Raw genomic sequence first — 15,701 nt, 5'->3', positions numbered from 1 at the left:
AAGCAGGCGACTCGGTATTACAGTGTAGACACTACCCGGGCGCGAGCATCAGGTTGGGTGCCAGGCGATGGAAGCCCTCCTCGTCCAGGCGGATATCCAGCGCCAGGCTGGCCAGGTCGTCGGCCAGCGGCTCGGCCGCCGCATCGTTCTCCAGATAATGCTGTTTCAGGTAGCTCTCACACCCCGGGCAGCATTCGGCGCGCAGCGGCGCCTTGCCCGGGGCATGGCGATCATCTTCGAGGTTGCTGTAACGCAAATCCTTGCTCGAATCGCAATACACGCACTTGACCCGCACCACATGCCACTCACAGGCACACAGCGAACAGGCCAGGTAACGCAGACCGTTGTGCTTGCCACGGTTGCGCACCACCCCCGTCATCGCTGGCGAACCGCAGGCCGGGCACTGCGCCAGACTACCGGCGGGCTTCAGCTCGGGGGCTGGCAGCGCCAGCAACCAGCTCGACCAGGCGGCCTGCAAGGCGGCGCCAATGAACGGCACCAGCGCCGCCGGCACCGCATCATACTGGCCAGCGAGCAACGCAATACCCCAGCCCTTGCGCTGACTATCTTCACTGTCGCGCAGGGCTTGCAGCGCCTCGCCCAGCGCGCCACTGGCCTCACTGTCCAAGTGCATCAGCAAGGCCTGCAACCAGACCAGCCACGGCCCTTCACGCACCAGGCTGTCAGCTGCCAGCGGTGGCAGGCCATGACTTATGCACAGGCGCTGACGTTCCTCAGCCACCGGCAACCCACCGGGAGGGTTATCCACAAGCTGCTGCTGGACGCGGCACAGTTGAGCGATCAGCCGCAGGTAATCGCCAAGGGCATTGCCCTCAGCCAAGTGCTCCAGGCGCGCTGCGCGCAGTGCAAACAGATTGGCAGGCGGCAGGTGCAGAAACGGCGGCATCACTGCCGACGCTTCGATCTGCCCGGGTTCGAGTATCGTGCTCAAGCGCTCATCCTTCTTTCCGTCCGTGATTGCCCGGCGTCTTGTCGCCGGTCACTTCGCGGTACCACAACTCATGGTGCTTGCGTGCCCAGGCGCGGCTGACCCCGCCATGCAGCATGGCGCCGATCGAGCCCTTGATCCAGATACCGGCGTAGATGTGCACGATGATGCTGAGGATCAGCACGAACGCCGCCAGTGCATGGGCCAGCGCCGACAGGCGAATGACCTCGATACCGAACAGCTGGCTGAAATACGCGCGCCAGATCACCACGCCGCTGAGCAACAACACCAGCATGCACACCAGCAGGGTCCAGAACAGCAGCTTCTGCCCGGCGTTGTACTTGCCGATCGGTGGCACGCCCTCCTCCTGGTTCAGCATCACCCGGTCCACGCGGCGCAGCCACAGGCGGTCGTTGGCGGTGATGAAGTTGGCGCGCCAGAAACGGAACACCAAGCCAAGGAAGAACACGAACATCGCCACGCCCAGGAACGGGTGCAGGATGCGTGTCCATGGCCCGCCGCCAAACAGATGGCTGAGCCAGAACAGTGCCGGATGGAACAATGCCAGCCCGGAAAGACCTGCCGTCATGAACAGGATGGCGACGATCCAGTGGTTGGTCCGCTCATTGGCGTTGTAGCGCAGGATCGGTTTGTTGTCGTTCATGGCCGCTGCTCCCCTTGCCCGCCGGGCTTGGTCGGATCATAGACATGGACCGACGGGTCCACCTGGTGCACGCTGTCGTTCGGCGCTGTGGGCTGCTCGTCCTCCTCCACACGCTGCGGCCCAACCCGCACGTAATGGAAGAACCCGGCCAGCACCGCCGCGCCCATCGCCAACAGCGCCAGCGGTTTGGTGAAGCCCTTCCACAAGCCCACCAGCGGGCTGATCACCGGTTGGTCCGGCAGGCCGGCGTACAGCTTCGGTGTGTCGGCGTGGTGCAGCACATACATCACGTGGGTGCCGCCGACACCGTCCGGGTCGTACAGCCCGGCCTGCTCGAAGCCGCGTGACTTGAGGTCGACGATACGCTCGGCGGCATGCACCTTCATCTCCTCCTTGGTGCCGAACACGATCGCCCCGGTCGGGCAGGTCTTCACACAGGCCGGCTCCAGGCCCACGGTCACGCGGTCGGAACACAGGGTGCACTTGTACGCCTTGTGGTCCTTCTGCGAGATGCGCGGGATGTTGAACGGGCAGCCGGTGATGCAGTAGCCGCAGCCGATGCAGTGGTCCTGGTTGAAGTCGACGATGCCGTTGGCATGCTTGATGATCGCGCCCGGGCTTGGGCAGGCCTTCAGGCAGCCCGGCTCGACGCAGTGCATGCAGCCGTCCTTGCGAATCAGCCACTCCAGGTTGCCGTCGTCGCGCTCGTGCTCGGTGAAGCGCATCAGGGTCCAGGTTTCGGCGGTGAGGTCCTGGGGGTTGTCATAGGTGCCGTGGTTGTGGCCGACCTCGTCACGCAGTTCGTTCCACTCCGAGCACGCCACCTGGCAGGCCTTGCAACCGATGCACTTGGTGGTGTCGATCAGTTTGGCGACCTCGTCCAGCTGGCGTACCGAAGGCGGAACGGTAGTGGTGGCCGAGCGGGCGATGATGTCTTGGCTGGCCATCAGAGTTTCTCCACTTTGACGAGGAACGACTTGGACTCTGGCGTCTGGGTGTTGCCGTCACCGAGGAACGGCACCAGGGTGTTGGTCAGGTAGCCATGCCGCGTGGTCCCGGTGAAGCCCCAGTGCAGCGGAATGCCGATCTGGTGCACCGTCTGGTTGTTGACCTGCAGCGGGCGAATCCGCTTGGTCACCACCGCCACCGCATCGATGTGACCACGCTTGCTCGACACCCGCACCCGGTCACCGGCCTTGATGCCTTTTTCGTTGGCCAGCACCTCGCCGATCTCGACGAACTGCTCGGGCTGGGCGATGGCATTGAGGCGGCAGTGCTTGCTCCAGAAGTGGAAGTGCTCGGTCAACCGGTAAGTGGTGGCCGCATAGGGGAACTCCTCGTGCTTGCCAAGGGTGTCCCACACCGAATCGAAGATCCGCCCTGCCGGGTTGCTGGTGGCCTTCTTGTTCTGCGGGTGCAGCGGGTTGATGCCAATCGGCGTCTCGAACGGCTCGTAGTGCTCGGGGAACGGGCCTTCGGCCATCTTGTCGATGGCGAAGAACCGCGCCACACCTTCGGGGTTCATGATGAACGGGTTCATCCCCGCCTCGGGTGGCGAGTCGACCTTGAAGTCAGGCACGTCGGTGCCAGTCCAGGCCTTGCCGTTCCACCACACCAGGCGCTTCTTGTCTGGGTCCCACGGCTTGCCTTGCGGGTCGCTGGACGCGCGGTTGTAGAGGATGCGGCGGTTGGCCGGCCAGGCCCAGGCCCAGTTCTGCACCTGGTGCATGCCATACGGGTCGCTGTTGTCGCGGCGGGCCATCTGGTTGCCTTGCTCGGTCCAGCAGCCGGCGAAAATCCAGCAGCCGGAGGCGGTACTGCCGTCATCCTTGAGCTGGCCGAAGCCGGACAGTTGCTGGCCAGCCTTGACGACCGCACCGGTCGGGTCGGTGACATCAGTCACTGCCCAGCCGTTCATCTCCCTGGCCAGCTCCTCCGGTGAGGGCTCTTCAGGAATCTTGTACGGCCAGTGGATGTTCATGATGGCGTCAGGATAGGCCCCGCCTTCGGCCTGATAACGCTGGCGCAGGCGAATGAACAACTCGCTCATGATCTGCACGTCGGTGCGGGTCTCGCCCGGGCCGTCGGCGCCCTTCCAGTGCCACTGCAGCCAGCGACTGCTGTTGACCAGAGAACCGTCCTCCTCGGCGAAACAGGTGGTGGGCAGGCGGATCACCTCGGTCTGGATATTGGCCGTGTCGACATCGTTGAACGGCCCGGCGTTACGCCAGAACTCCGAGGTTTCGGTGGCCAGCGGGTCCATGATCACCAGCCACTTGAGCTTGCCCAGAGCGGCGGTGACGCGGTTCTTGTCCGGCAGCGCAGCGATCGGGTTGAAGCCTTGGCACATGTAGCCGTTGACCTTGCCCTGGCTCATCATTTCGAACATGCGCAGCACGTCGTACGCCGGCACATCGAGCTTGGGTAGCCAGTCATAGCCCCAGTTGTTTTCCGCCGTCGCGTTCGGCCCGTACCAGGCCTTCATCAGGCTGACGTGGAACTTGCCGTAGTTCTGCCAGTACGACAGCTGCCCCGGGCGCAGCGGCTTGGAAGCGCGCTTGTCGATATAGGCGGCGTAGTCCTGCTCGGCGTCGCCTGCCAAGGTCAGGTAACCCGGCAACGAATTGGACAGCAGGCCGAGGTCGGTCAGGCCCTGGATGTTGGAGTGCCCGCGCAGGGCGTTGACCCCGCCACCCGGCATGCCGACATTGCCCAGCAGCAGCTGGACCATGGCCGCACTGCGGATGATCTGCGCACCGATGGAGTGCTGCGTCCAGCCGAGTGCGTAGAGGATCGTCATGGTCTTGCCCGGTACCGAGCAGGTGGCGATCTCTTCCCAGACTTTCATCATGGCGTCCTGCGGCATGCCGCAGGTCATGCTGGCCAGTTCCGGGGTGTAACGGCTGTAGTGCTGCTTCATCAGCTGGAACACGCAGCGCGGATGCTGCAGGGTCGGGTCGACCTTGGCGAAACCGTCCTCGCCCAGCTCGTAGCCCCAGCCGGATTTATCCGCATACACGCGCTTGGCCTCGTCGTAGCCACTGAACAGCCCGTCCTCGAAGCCGTAGTTTTCTTTGACGATGAACGACACGTCGGTGTAGTTGCGCACGTACTCGTGCTGGATCTTGTCATTGCTCAGCAGGTAATTGATCAGCCCGCCCATGAAGGCGATGTCGGTACCGGTACGGATCGGCGCGTAGTAGTCCGCCACCGAAGCGGTACGGGTAAACCTGGGGTCGACCACGATCAGCCGCGCCTGGTTGTGCGCCTTGGCTTCGGTCACCCATTTGAAGCCGCACGGGTGCGCTTCTGCTGCGTTGCCACCCATCACCAGGACCAGATTCGCGTTGGCGATATCGGACCAGTGGTTGGTCATGGCGCCACGGCCGTACGTCGGGGCAAGACTTGCCACCGTCGGGCCATGTCAGACACGTGCCTGGTTGTCGAACCCCAGCATGCCTGTAGCGCGGACGACCTTGTGGGTCAGGTAGCCAGCCTCGCTGGAGGCGGCGGAAGCAGCGAGGAAACCGGTGGTGAGCCAGCGGTTGACCGTTTGCCCCTGGGCGTTCTTCTCGATGAAGTTGGCGTCGCGGTCCTTTTTCATCAGGTCGGCAACGCGGTCGAGCGCCTCGTCCCAGCTGACCCGCACCCACTCATTGCTGCCCGGCTTGCGCACCTCGGGGTACTTGAGGCGGCTGGGGCTGTGGATGAAGTCGAGCAGGCCGGCACCTTTGGGGCACAGGGTGCCACGGTTGACCGGGTGATCGGCGTCGCCTTCGATGTGGATGATGTTCTGCTTGACGTTCTTGCCCGCATCGCCCTGGCTGTACATGATCAGGCCGCAGCCGACCGAGCAGTAGGGGCAGGTGTTGCGGGTTTCCTTCGTATGCGCCAGCTTGAAGTGACGCACCTGCTCGGCGAAGGCCGGCGTCGGGGCCATGCCCAACGCCGCCAGGCTCGAGCCTCCAAGGCCGACAGCGGCGACCTTGAAGAACTGCCGACGGTTGAGATCCATCGTGCACTCCTGATCAGGTTTGGACGCACGGAACATGGCCGGCGCCTCTTGGTAGTCACGGTGGCGGCTAATTGATGGCCGCCAATGGGTAAGACTAGTCAAGAATCGCGAAGGTGCGATGACATGGATCACGGGGGGTGGGGATCGATTGTGTCTGGAGGTTGCGTTGCGGCTGCCGGCTGACCCCACCCGCGACCAATCAGCCGTAAGGCACCTTTTCGGGTCGCTCCGGCGACCGGGCATGAGAACCCGATCGATTAGCTAGCAGCACCATCATGGTGGCCGTACGTCGGGCTTACGCCTGGCCGAGCCTTTGCTAGCTTCTCTCGGTTTTCTCACTCTCGCGTACGGCTGCCACCTCCAATCCATGAGAAAGATTCAGGTGCTGGTTACCTTTCTCAAGAAGCTGCTCATATGGGCCGGTAATTTCCGAAAGTCTCTTCCCGCAGGAACAAGAACTACTTTCTCTTGAAAGCATTGCTGCTTCATTGGCGGACACGTTGTGGTTTAGGGAGCCGCCTCACTGGAGGCGGCGGGTTGCGCATTCTTGAGGGCTTGAGTCGGCTGGGGCTGAGGGTAACGTTGAGTAGGCCCCAGTCAGGTCATTGCATACGCCATTCAACACCGCGGCAGATTACGCGCCACATTGAGCGCCGCACTGCTCTGGGCCACCGGCATGATCTCGACGGTATTGATATTCACATGCCCCGGCTGCTCGGCAATCCAGGCCACCGTAGCGGCGATATCCTCGGGCAGGATGGCCTCCACGTCGCGGTACAGCGCTTGCACGGCATCAAGATCACCGTTCAGCCGCACCACCGAGAAGTCGGTGCCCGAGCACAAGCCCGGTTCGATATTGCTCACCCGCACGCGGGTGTCTGCGAGGTCGGCGCGCAGGTTGAGGCTGAACTGGCGGACGAAGGCCTTGCTGGCGCCATACACATTGCCGCCCGGGTACGGATAAGTGCCGGCAATCGACCCCATGTTGATGATCATGCCGCTGTCGGCTTCCACCATCTGCGGCAGGACCTTGTGGGTCACCATGGCCAGGCCGGTGACGTTGGTGTCGATCATCTGCTGCCAGTTCGCACTACTGCTGGCTTGGGCACGGTCGACGCCCAGCGCCAGCCCGGCATTGTTCACCAGCAGGTCGATCTGCAGCGAGGCGTCACGGACCTGATCGAACGCCGCCTCGATCGACTGCGGATCGGTGACATCCAGCGCCAGCGCAATGAAATTGACGCCCAACTCGGCTTCCAGCGCTTGCAGCTTGTCCATGCGCCGGGCGGCGCCGATCACACGGTAACCCTTGCCGATCAGGGTGCGGCAGATGGCCCGGCCAAAGCCCGAAGACGCGCCGGTCACGAATGCAGTTTTCATCAGTTATCTCCTTGGAAGGGTCAGGCCAGGTACTTCACACCCAGGCTGGTAAACAGGCAGAGCATCGAGAACACCAGCGCCTTGCGCACCACTTCATTGCCTTTGCGCAGGGCCAGGGCGCTGCCCAGGTGGTTGCCGAGGATGTTGCAGGCCACCAGCGGTAGCGCCAGCAGGTAAACGACCTTGCCCGCCATGACGAACGCCACCAGCGCGCCGATGTTGGAGGCGAAGTTGAAGGTCTTGGAGTTGGCGGAGCTGGAGACCAGGTCCATGCGCAGCAGGTAGTGGAACGCGATGATGAACATGCTGCCGGTGCCGGGACCGAAGAAGCCGTCGTAGAAGCCGATGGCCAGGCAGGTCAGCGGAACCACGGTGAACAGCATGCGCGGCGACAGCTCGCGCTCCTCCACCGGGCGGTCCTTGGGGGTGAGGAAGATGAGGATGCCGAACGGGATCAGCGCCAGGATGATCTTGCCCACGAGTTCCTGCGGGATCGACACGATCAGGTGCGCGCCCAGGTAAGCCCCGATCAATGAAAACGGCACCCCGACCAGCGCTACCTGCCAGACCATCTTGCTGTTGGCCAGGAAGTTGCGGATGGCCGCGAGGGTGCCCAGGGTGCTGACCAGCTTCTCTTGCCCCAGGGCAACCTGCGGTGGCATGCCCACCAGCAGAAAGCCCGGCACCAGAAACAGCCCGCCACCCCCCGCGATACTGTCGACAAAGCCTGCAACGAATGCAATAGCGCCCAGCATCAGGATCGCCAGCAACCAGTGTTCCGCCCAGAAGGCGCCTAACAGTTCCATATCGGTACGTCCGTCGAGTCAGTAAAAAATCAGGAGAGCACTTCGTAGAGGTGGTCGGCCCGGGCGAAATGCACGCGGTTAAGGTCGTTGACCGCGAACAGACGCAGCAGCCAACGGTCAGCACCATCGTTCTGCGGCTCGAAGCCATCGCGGGCATGCAGCACACGCTGGTTCTTGAAGACCATGAAGTCGCCCGGCAGCAGCAGGTGCGGTTCATCGAAGCGGCGGGTTTCCAGCACACCGCGCAAGCTGGCCAGCGCTTGCTCGGCGCGCAGGTTGAGACCGTGCGTGTTCTCGCTGTCGAAACGGCACAACCACTCACCGGCATGGCCACGCACCAGCACCGGGAGTTCGGCCGTGCAACGGCGGTTGCCACTGAACGAGTCCGGGCGGCGGATCTCGAATTGTGGCAGGCACAGCTCGCGCACCGTGGTCGCGGGCAGTGCCGCCACCACGGCATCGAGACTGACCAGCGTGGTACTGATGCGCGGGTCGCAGCGCATGCCGAAGAACGACAGGTACTCCGGGCAGCACGAAGCGGCGCCGAGGGGCTCGGATGACAGCGGCAGGTCCGGGTTGTCCACGTGATAGGAGAAGCGCAGCCGCGAGCCATGGGAGCTCTTGTGGCTGGAGGAATGGCGCGACGGGATGACATGGCGGAACAGCCGGCCGTCGTTTTCGCCCTCGTACACCACAGGGTTGATCCCCATCAGGCTCTGCATGGTCAGGCTGACCAGGCATGCAACCGGGGTGCTGCGCGGACTGAGCACCCCCGAGTATGGCGTGGGCGGGATATCACGGTCCCGCGGGCAGTTACGCACGATCATGCTGGTCTGGTACGGATCCGCGACAAAGCCATGGATCTGTTGGCACAGCGCCTTGCCCAACACGTCCTGCGCCTGGTCCTTGAGCTGCGGATAAAGTTCTTTGTTCGTCTCGAAGTCGAGCGGTGTGTTGTTCAGCAGGGTTTGCCAGGCGCTGGAGATGACCCAGGGCAGACGGATCTCCAGTGAGGCTTGAAACTCGGCGCCTTGATGCAGGTGTGCACTTTCCATTTGCAGTGATATTCCATGTTGCTGGCTGAGGCCAGTCGGTGTCGTCGGCAGATGTTGATGTTTTATGAAGCCGGTCACAGCGGGACGATCGAGCATGCCGGGGGACGGCCTGCGCATTGAATCGACTCAATCATTGTAATTACAAAAATAACATCGACTCAATGCATTTTATCGATGACGCAAACACGCAAATGAATCTACGCTATTAACCTATTGATTTTTAGAAGATTTATTTCAAGTTTGATATGAAAACGCCCAATCAAAGCCAGCTTGCACGACTGGCGTCCATCAGCTGAAAAGCCGGATAACGTAAGATCGAAGCGATTTAATCGATGCAATTTACCTGTAAGAAAACACAATTACTGGCATCAGACCATTCGTGCTAGGCTTCCGGGCTCTCGCAGATTCTGGTGCCATTTCTATGTGGGTTCCTCACTACAGCGACCTGGCGCAGCCGGTCTACCTGATGATCGCCGATGCCCTGGAGCAGGACATCGGCAGCGGCCGGCTGGTGGCTGGCGAACGCTTGCCAACCCTCAAGGACCTCGCCGAGTCACTGGACGTCACACCCGGTACCATCGGCCGAGCCTATGACGAAGCCGCCAAGCGTGGCCTGGTGGTGGGCGAAGTCGGGCGCGGAACCTTCGTGCTGCCGCAACCACAGGCGCAGCCCGCCGCCCCGCCTGCGCGTCCTGGGGCCGCCCTCGTCGAGCGCGACAACGGGCAGATCGACCTGTCGATCATCAAGCCCAACGACGCGCACATGACCGACTGGCTACGCGGCGCCATCAACGAGCTGGCCCAAGCGCCCGACCTGGCCCAGGTGCTGGACTATGTCACCGAGGGCGGCCATGCGACGCACAAGCAGGCCGGCGCGGCCTGGATCAGGCGTTGGCTCCCCGAAGCCAGCTGGCAGCAAGTAGTGCTGACGTCCGGCGCCCAGCACGGCCTGCTGGTGGCCATCAGCAGCCTCTCGAAGAGCGATGACGTGGTGCTGTGCGAGTCGTTCTGCTATCCAGGCATCATCTCCCTGGCCCACAGCATGGGCCGCCGCCTGCGCGGCGTGGCCATGGACGAGTTCGGCCTGATTCCCGAAGCACTGCGTGCGGCATGCATCGAGTACCGCCCTTCGCTGCTGGTTTGCGTCACTACGCACCAGAACCCGACCAACTCGATCATGCCCCAAGCACGGCGCGAGGCCATCGCACAGATCGCTCGCGAGTTCGACCTGTTCATTGTCGATGACGACATCTACGGCTTTCTCGAACCCTCCCCGGATTACAAGCCGCTTGCCGCCTATGCCCCTGAACGTTCGGTGTACCTCACCAGCCTGTCCAAAAGCGTGCTGCCGGCGCTGCGCATCGGCTACCTGTATGCCCCGCCGCAAACCCTCTCGCGGCTGTCGTCGATGGTGCGCAGCAGTGTCTGGATGCCTTCGCCATTGATGGCGCAGCTGGCTAGCAACCTGATCAACAGTGGCATGGCCGACCAGCTGGTGCAGGTACAACGGGAAGAAGCGGCTGCACGCCAGCATATGGCATGCGAGATCCTCGGCAAGTACAGGATCCGCAGCCAAGCCAACAGCTTCCATATCTGGCTGGAGCTGCCCGAACCCTGGACCAGCGACGAGTTCGCCAATCTGGCGCGCAACAATGGCGTTACGGTAGTCAGTGGCAGCCAGTTCCTGCCCGAGCGCAGCCATGCCACGTGCGGGGTACGCATTGCCTTGATGGCCCCAACCCGCCAGGAATTGGGGTTTGCCTTGACCAAACTGGCGAGCCTGCTGGATTCGTCAGAGCCCCGGTTGTTTTATTGAGTCGACCGCAGGAACACGGAAATATAGGCATAAAAAAACCCAGGGCAAATGCCCTGGGTTTCTGTGCCAGCCAGACGCCTGACCGTTCAATCAGAACGGAATGTCGTCATCGAAGCTGTCAAAGTCAGCCGCTGGTTGCGGTGCTGGCTGCTGCGGCGCCGGGCGCTGTTGCTGCTGCGGGCGCTGAGCCTGTTGGCGTGGCGGGGCCTGGTTGTACTGTTGCTGTTGGCCGCCACCGTAGTTGCCGCCACCCTGGTTGTACGGGTCACCGCCCTGCTGCTGGCCCTGCGGACGACCGCCGAGCAACTGCATGGTGCCGTTGATGTCGACGATGATTTCGGTGGTATAGCGCTTGATACCGTCCTTTTCCCATTCGCGGGTCTGCAGCTTGCCTTCGATGTAGCACTGCGAACCTTTGCGCAGGTACTCGCCGGCAATTTCGGCAACCTTGCCGAACAGCGAGACACGGTGCCACTCGGTACGCTCGACCTTCTGGCCCGACTGCTTGTCGGTCCACTGCTCGCTGGTGGCCAGGCTCAGGTTGGTCACGGCGTTACCGTTGGGCAGGTAGCGGACTTCGGGATCCTGGCCACACGTGCCGACCAGAATGACTTTGTTAACCCCACGGGCCATAACGTTCTCCTAGGCTTCGCACGCCGATGAGGCTGGATTCACCAGTCGCTCGAGGGTCGCACGGTCCAAAATTTTCGTATCCAGTTTGATATAGATGGCGGCTTCATCTGCCACCACCACGGCGTCGGTCACACCCGGCACGGCCATCAGGCGCTCGGTCAAGCCGGCTTCCCGAACGGCCTCTGGCGTCAGCGGCATGCGCAGGCTGGTCACATAGGGCGGCTCGTTCATGCGCAAGGCGACGACCAACCAGATGGCACACAGGATTGCGCAACCAAGGAACACCATGTTCAGCCCGCCGTGCTGGAACAGCCAGCCACCGAGGATGCCTCCCAGGGCAGCGCCGAGGAACTGGCTGGTGGAGTACACCCCCATCGCCGTCCCCTTGCCACCAGCAGGCGACACCTTGCTCACCAGCGAAGGCAACGAGGCCTCCAGCAGGTTGAATGCGGTAAAGAATACCACGGTGCCAATCACCAGTCCGCGCAAACCGTCAGCCCACTGCCAGAAGAACACTTCCGTCAGCAGCAGGACACTGACCGCACCGGCCAGGACGCGTTTCATCTTGCGCTTTTTTTCGCCGTAGATGATGAACGGGATCATTGCAAAAAATGAGATCAGCAACGCGGTCAGGTATACCCACCAGTGCTGCTCCTTGGGCAGGTCGCCGCGTTCGACGAAGGCCAGGGGCAGCGCGACGAAGCTGGCCATGAGGATGGCGTGGAGGATGAAAATGCCCGCATCCAGGCGCAGAAGGTCCGGATGACGCAGGGTCGGGCCGAGGGCCTGGCGCGCCACACCCGACTCGCGGTGCTGCAATGTGCTGTGGGTATTGGGTACGACAAAGGTGATCAGCAGGATACCCACCAGGGCAAGTCCTGCGGTGGCCAGGAACAATCCTGACAAGCCGAAGTGGCTTGTGAGCAATGGGCCTATGACCATGGCCACGGCAAACGACAGGCCGATGCTCATGCCGATCATCGCCATCGCCTTGGTCCGGTGCTGCTCGCGGGTCAGGTCCGAGAGCAAGGCCATGACCGCCGCGGAAATCGCCCCCGCGCCCTGCAGGATACGCCCGGCGATCACCCCCCAGATGGAGTCTGCCTGAGCCGCCAACAGGCTACCCAGGGCAAACACCACCAGCCCCAGGTAAATGACCGGCCGGCGGCCAATGCGGTCGGAAATCATCCCGAACGGGATCTGCAATACCGCCTGGGTCAGGCCATAGGCGCCTATGGCCAGGCCGATCAGCGCAGGGGTAGCGCCGGCCAGGTCCATGCCGTAGGTGGCCAGCACCGGCAAGACCATGAACATGCCCAGCATACGAAAGGCAAAGACCAGGGCCAGGCCGCCAGCAGCGCGGGTTTCGCCGCTGCTCATGCGCTCGTTGTGGGTGTCGTGCATGGATAAACCTCGTGTGAACCGGCGGCGATTCTATCAGTCCGACAGCTTGACGGCATCTACGCGACGCTTTGCCGCGTACTGGCAGCGCGCCGTATACTTCCTTGTTTATGCCCGCCGAGCGAGGCCGCAGTGGACAAGATCCTGATTCGTGGGGCACGCACCCACAACCTGAAGAACATCGACCTGACCCTGCCGCGGGACAAGCTTATCGTGATCACCGGCCTGTCCGGATCCGGCAAGTCGTCCCTGGCGTTCGACACACTCTACGCCGAAGGCCAGCGCCGCTACGTGGAATCGCTGTCGGCCTATGCCCGGCAATTCCTGTCGATGATGGAAAAGCCCGACGTCGACACCATCGAAGGCCTGTCGCCGGCGATTTCCATCGAGCAGAAGTCGACATCGCACAACCCAAGGTCAACGGTCGGCACCATCACCGAGATCTACGACTACCTGCGCCTGCTGTACGCCCGCGTCGGTACGCCGCGCTGCCCGGACCACGACATCCCTCTGGAAGCGCAAACGATCAGCCAGATGGTCGACCTGGTACTGGAGCGCCCGGAAGGCAGCAAGCTGATGCTGCTGGCGCCGGTCGTGCGCGAACGCAAGGGTGAGCACCTGGCGGTATTCGACGAGTTGCGCGCCCAGGGCTTCGTGCGTGCGCGGGTCAACGGCAAGCTTCATGAGCTGGACGACCTGCCGAAGCTGGACAAGCAGAAGAAGCACAGCATCGATGTGGTAGTGGACCGTTTCAAGGTCCGCGCCGACCTGCAGCAGCGCCTGGCCGAGTCGTTCGAAACCGCGCTGAAGCTCGCCGACGGCATCGCCTTGGTAGCGCCCATGGACGACGAGCCCGGCGAGGAGATGATCTTCTCCGCGCGCTTCGCCTGCCCGGTGTGCGGCCACGCGATCAGCGAGCTGGAGCCGAAGCTGTTCTCCTTCAACAACCCGGCCGGTGCCTGCCCGACCTGCGACGGCCTCGGGGTGAAACAGTTTTTCGATACCAAGCGCCTGGTCAACAGCGAGCTGACCCTGGCCGAAGGCGCGATTCGCGGCTGGGACCGGCGCAACGTGTATTACTTCCAGATGCTCGGCTCGCTGGCCGCACATTACGGCTTCAGCCTGGAAGAGCCGTTCGGTGAACTGTCAGCCGAGCACCAGAAGGTGATCCTTCAAGGCAGCGGCAAGCAGAGCGTCGACTTCAAGTACCTCAACGACCGCGGCGATATCGTCAAGCGCTCGCACCCGTTCGAAGGCATCGTGCCAAACCTCGAACGCCGCTATCGCGAGACCGAGTCGGCCACCGTGCGTGAAGAGTTGGCCAAGTTCCTCGGCACCCAGCCCTGCCCGGACTGTCGCGGCACCCGCCTGCGCCGCGAAGCCCGCCACGTGTGGGTTGGCGAGAAGACCCTGCCAGCGGTGACCAACCTGCCGATCGGTGAGGCCAGCAGCTATTTCGCTGACCTGAGCCTGACCGGCCGGCGCGGCGAGATCGCGGCAAAGATCCTCAAGGAGATCTGCGAGCGCCTGCAGTTCCTGGTCAACGTCGGCCTCGACTACCTGACCCTCGACCGCAGCGCCGATACGCTGTCTGGCGGTGAGGCCCAGCGTATCCGCCTGGCCAGCCAGATCGGTGCCGGCCTGGTCGGGGTCATGTACATCCTCGACGAACCGTCCATCGGCCTTCATCAACGGGACAACGACCGCCTGCTGGCCACCCTCAACCACCTGCGCGACCTGGGCAACACGGTGATCGTGGTTGAACACGACGAGGACGCCATACGTCTGGCCGACTACGTGGTGGACATCGGCCCGGGTGCCGGCGTGCACGGTGGCCAGATCGTCGCTGAGGGCTCGCCGCAGGAGGTCATGGACCACCCTGACTCGCTGACCGGCAAGTACCTGTCCGGGCGCAAGAAGATCGTCGTGCCCGCCAAGCGCACCCCGCGCGACAAGAAACTGCAGCTCAAGCTCAAGGGCGCACGTGGCAACAACCTGCAGAACGTCGATCTGGAAATCCCGATCGGCCTGCTGACCTGCGTGACCGGCGTGTCCGGCTCGGGCAAGTCGACGCTGATCAACAACACGCTGTTCCCCCTCGCGGCCACCGCCCTGAATGGCGCGAGCACCCTGGAAGCTGCGCCGCACACCAGCATCGACGGCCTGCAGCACCTGGACAAGGTGGTAGATATCGACCAGAGCCCGATCGGCCGCACACCGCGCTCGAACCCGGCTACCTACACCGGTATTTTCACGCCGATTCGCGAGCTGTTCTCCGGCGTGCCGGAATCGCGCTCGCGCGGCTACGGTCCGGGGCGCTTCTCGTTCAACGTCAAGGGTGGTCGTTGCGAAGCCTGCCAGGGGGATGGCCTGATCAAGGTCGAGATGCACTTCCTGCCGGACATCTACGTGCCCTGCGACGTTTGCAAGAGCAAGCGCTACAACCGCGAAACTCTGGAGATCAAGTACAAGGGCAAGAACATCCATGAAGTGCTGGAAATGACCATCGAGGATGCCCGTGCGTTCTTCGACGCGGTACCAGCGCTGGCGCGCAAGCTGCAGACGCTGATGGACGTGGGGCTTTCGTACATCAAGCTGGGGCAATCGGCGACCACACTGTCCGGTGGCGAGGCACAACGGGTGAAGCTGTCTCGCGAGTTGTCCAAGCGTGACACCGGCAAGACCCTCTACATCCTCGACGAGCCGACTACCGGGTTGCACTTCGCCGACATCCAGCAGCTGCTGGACGTTCTGCATCGCCTGCGTGACCACGGCAACACCGTGGTGGTGATCGAGCACAACCTGGATGTGATCAAGACGGCCGACTGGCTGGTGGACCTGGGGCCGGAGGGTGGTTCCAAGGGCGGGCAGATCATCGCCTGCGGGACACCTGAAGAGCTGACCAAGATGAAGCAGTCTTATACCGGGCACTACCTCAAGCCGCTGCTGGAGCGTGACCGGGCCTGACGGTTGGCACGGGCA

11 protein-coding genes are annotated in these 15,701 nt (G+C 62.9%); 2 read left to right on the top strand and 9 right to left on the bottom strand.

Annotation, left to right across the window (positions count from 1 at the left end; genetic code table 11):
- Positions 1-31: 31 nt before the first annotated feature.
- The 7 genes from fdhE to HU738_RS09810 all read right to left on the bottom strand — a co-directional run bounded on the left by fdhE (position 32) and on the right by HU738_RS09810 (position 8,869).
- Positions 32-952 carry a formate dehydrogenase accessory protein FdhE gene (fdhE, locus tag HU738_RS09840; protein WP_186603350.1) on the bottom strand — a complete coding sequence of 307 codons (921 nt, stop codon included), beginning with the start codon at positions 950-952 and terminating at the stop codon, positions 32-34.
- A 4-nt stretch (positions 953-956) separates the two neighbouring features.
- A complete protein-coding gene (locus HU738_RS09835; protein ID WP_176506996.1) occupies positions 957-1,613 on the bottom strand; it encodes a formate dehydrogenase subunit gamma in 657 nt (218 codons plus the stop codon).
- The gene (gene fdxH, locus HU738_RS09830; protein ID WP_186603347.1) at positions 1,610-2,560 is read right to left on the bottom strand and encodes a formate dehydrogenase subunit beta; all 951 of its coding nucleotides are present in this window, start codon (positions 2,558-2,560) and stop codon (positions 1,610-1,612) included. Before fdxH ends, HU738_RS09835 begins: the two co-directional genes overlap by 4 nt.
- Positions 2,560-5,628, bottom strand: coding sequence for a formate dehydrogenase-N subunit alpha (fdnG, locus tag HU738_RS09825; protein WP_186603345.1), 3,069 nt, complete (start codon positions 5,626-5,628; stop codon positions 2,560-2,562). The genes fdxH and fdnG overlap by 1 nt, the downstream gene beginning before the upstream one ends.
- Positions 5,629-6,246: 618 nt before the next feature.
- Positions 6,247-7,008 carry an SDR family NAD(P)-dependent oxidoreductase gene (locus HU738_RS09820; protein WP_186603341.1) on the bottom strand — a complete coding sequence of 254 codons (762 nt, stop codon included), beginning with the start codon at positions 7,006-7,008 and terminating at the stop codon, positions 6,247-6,249.
- Positions 7,009-7,028: 20 nt separating this feature from the next.
- The gene (locus HU738_RS09815) at positions 7,029-7,814 is read right to left on the bottom strand and encodes a sulfite exporter TauE/SafE family protein (protein ID WP_186603340.1); all 786 of its coding nucleotides are present in this window, start codon (positions 7,812-7,814) and stop codon (positions 7,029-7,031) included.
- A 29-nt stretch (positions 7,815-7,843) separates the two neighbouring features.
- The gene (locus HU738_RS09810) at positions 7,844-8,869 is read right to left on the bottom strand and encodes a TauD/TfdA family dioxygenase (RefSeq protein ID WP_186603339.1); all 1,026 of its coding nucleotides are present in this window, start codon (positions 8,867-8,869) and stop codon (positions 7,844-7,846) included.
- 421 nt (positions 8,870-9,290) lie between these two features.
- Here HU738_RS09810 and HU738_RS09805 point away from each other — a divergent pair, with 421 nt between their 5' ends.
- A complete protein-coding gene (locus tag HU738_RS09805; protein ID WP_186603331.1) occupies positions 9,291-10,685 on the top strand; it encodes an aminotransferase-like domain-containing protein in 1,395 nt (464 codons plus the stop codon).
- 90 nt (positions 10,686-10,775) lie between these two features.
- Here the strand turns inward: HU738_RS09805 and HU738_RS09800 are convergent, their stop codons facing one another.
- Together HU738_RS09800 and HU738_RS09795 are read right to left on the bottom strand one after the other, a co-directional pair.
- Positions 10,776-11,318: a single-stranded DNA-binding protein gene (locus tag HU738_RS09800; RefSeq protein WP_085677073.1), complete on the bottom strand. Its 543-nt coding sequence runs from the start codon at positions 11,316-11,318 to the stop codon at positions 10,776-10,778.
- Positions 11,319-11,327: 9 nt separating this feature from the next.
- Positions 11,328-12,722, bottom strand: a complete 1,395-nt coding sequence (locus tag HU738_RS09795; RefSeq protein ID WP_186603329.1) for an MFS transporter — start codon at positions 12,720-12,722, stop codon at positions 11,328-11,330.
- Between the two features lie 129 nt (positions 12,723-12,851).
- On the opposite strand from HU738_RS09795, the gene uvrA reads away from it, so the two are divergent.
- Positions 12,852-15,686 carry an excinuclease ABC subunit UvrA gene (gene uvrA, locus HU738_RS09790; protein WP_186603327.1) on the top strand — a complete coding sequence of 945 codons (2,835 nt, stop codon included), beginning with the start codon at positions 12,852-12,854 and terminating at the stop codon, positions 15,684-15,686.
- Positions 15,687-15,701 lie beyond the last annotated feature (15 nt).

This window comes from Pseudomonas vlassakiae (genome assembly GCF_014269035.2).
Lineage (GTDB): Bacteria > Pseudomonadota > Gammaproteobacteria > Pseudomonadales > Pseudomonadaceae > Aquipseudomonas > Aquipseudomonas vlassakiae.
Note: the sequence above shows the minus strand (reverse complement) of the source record. Positions and strands in the feature narration are given on the sequence as shown.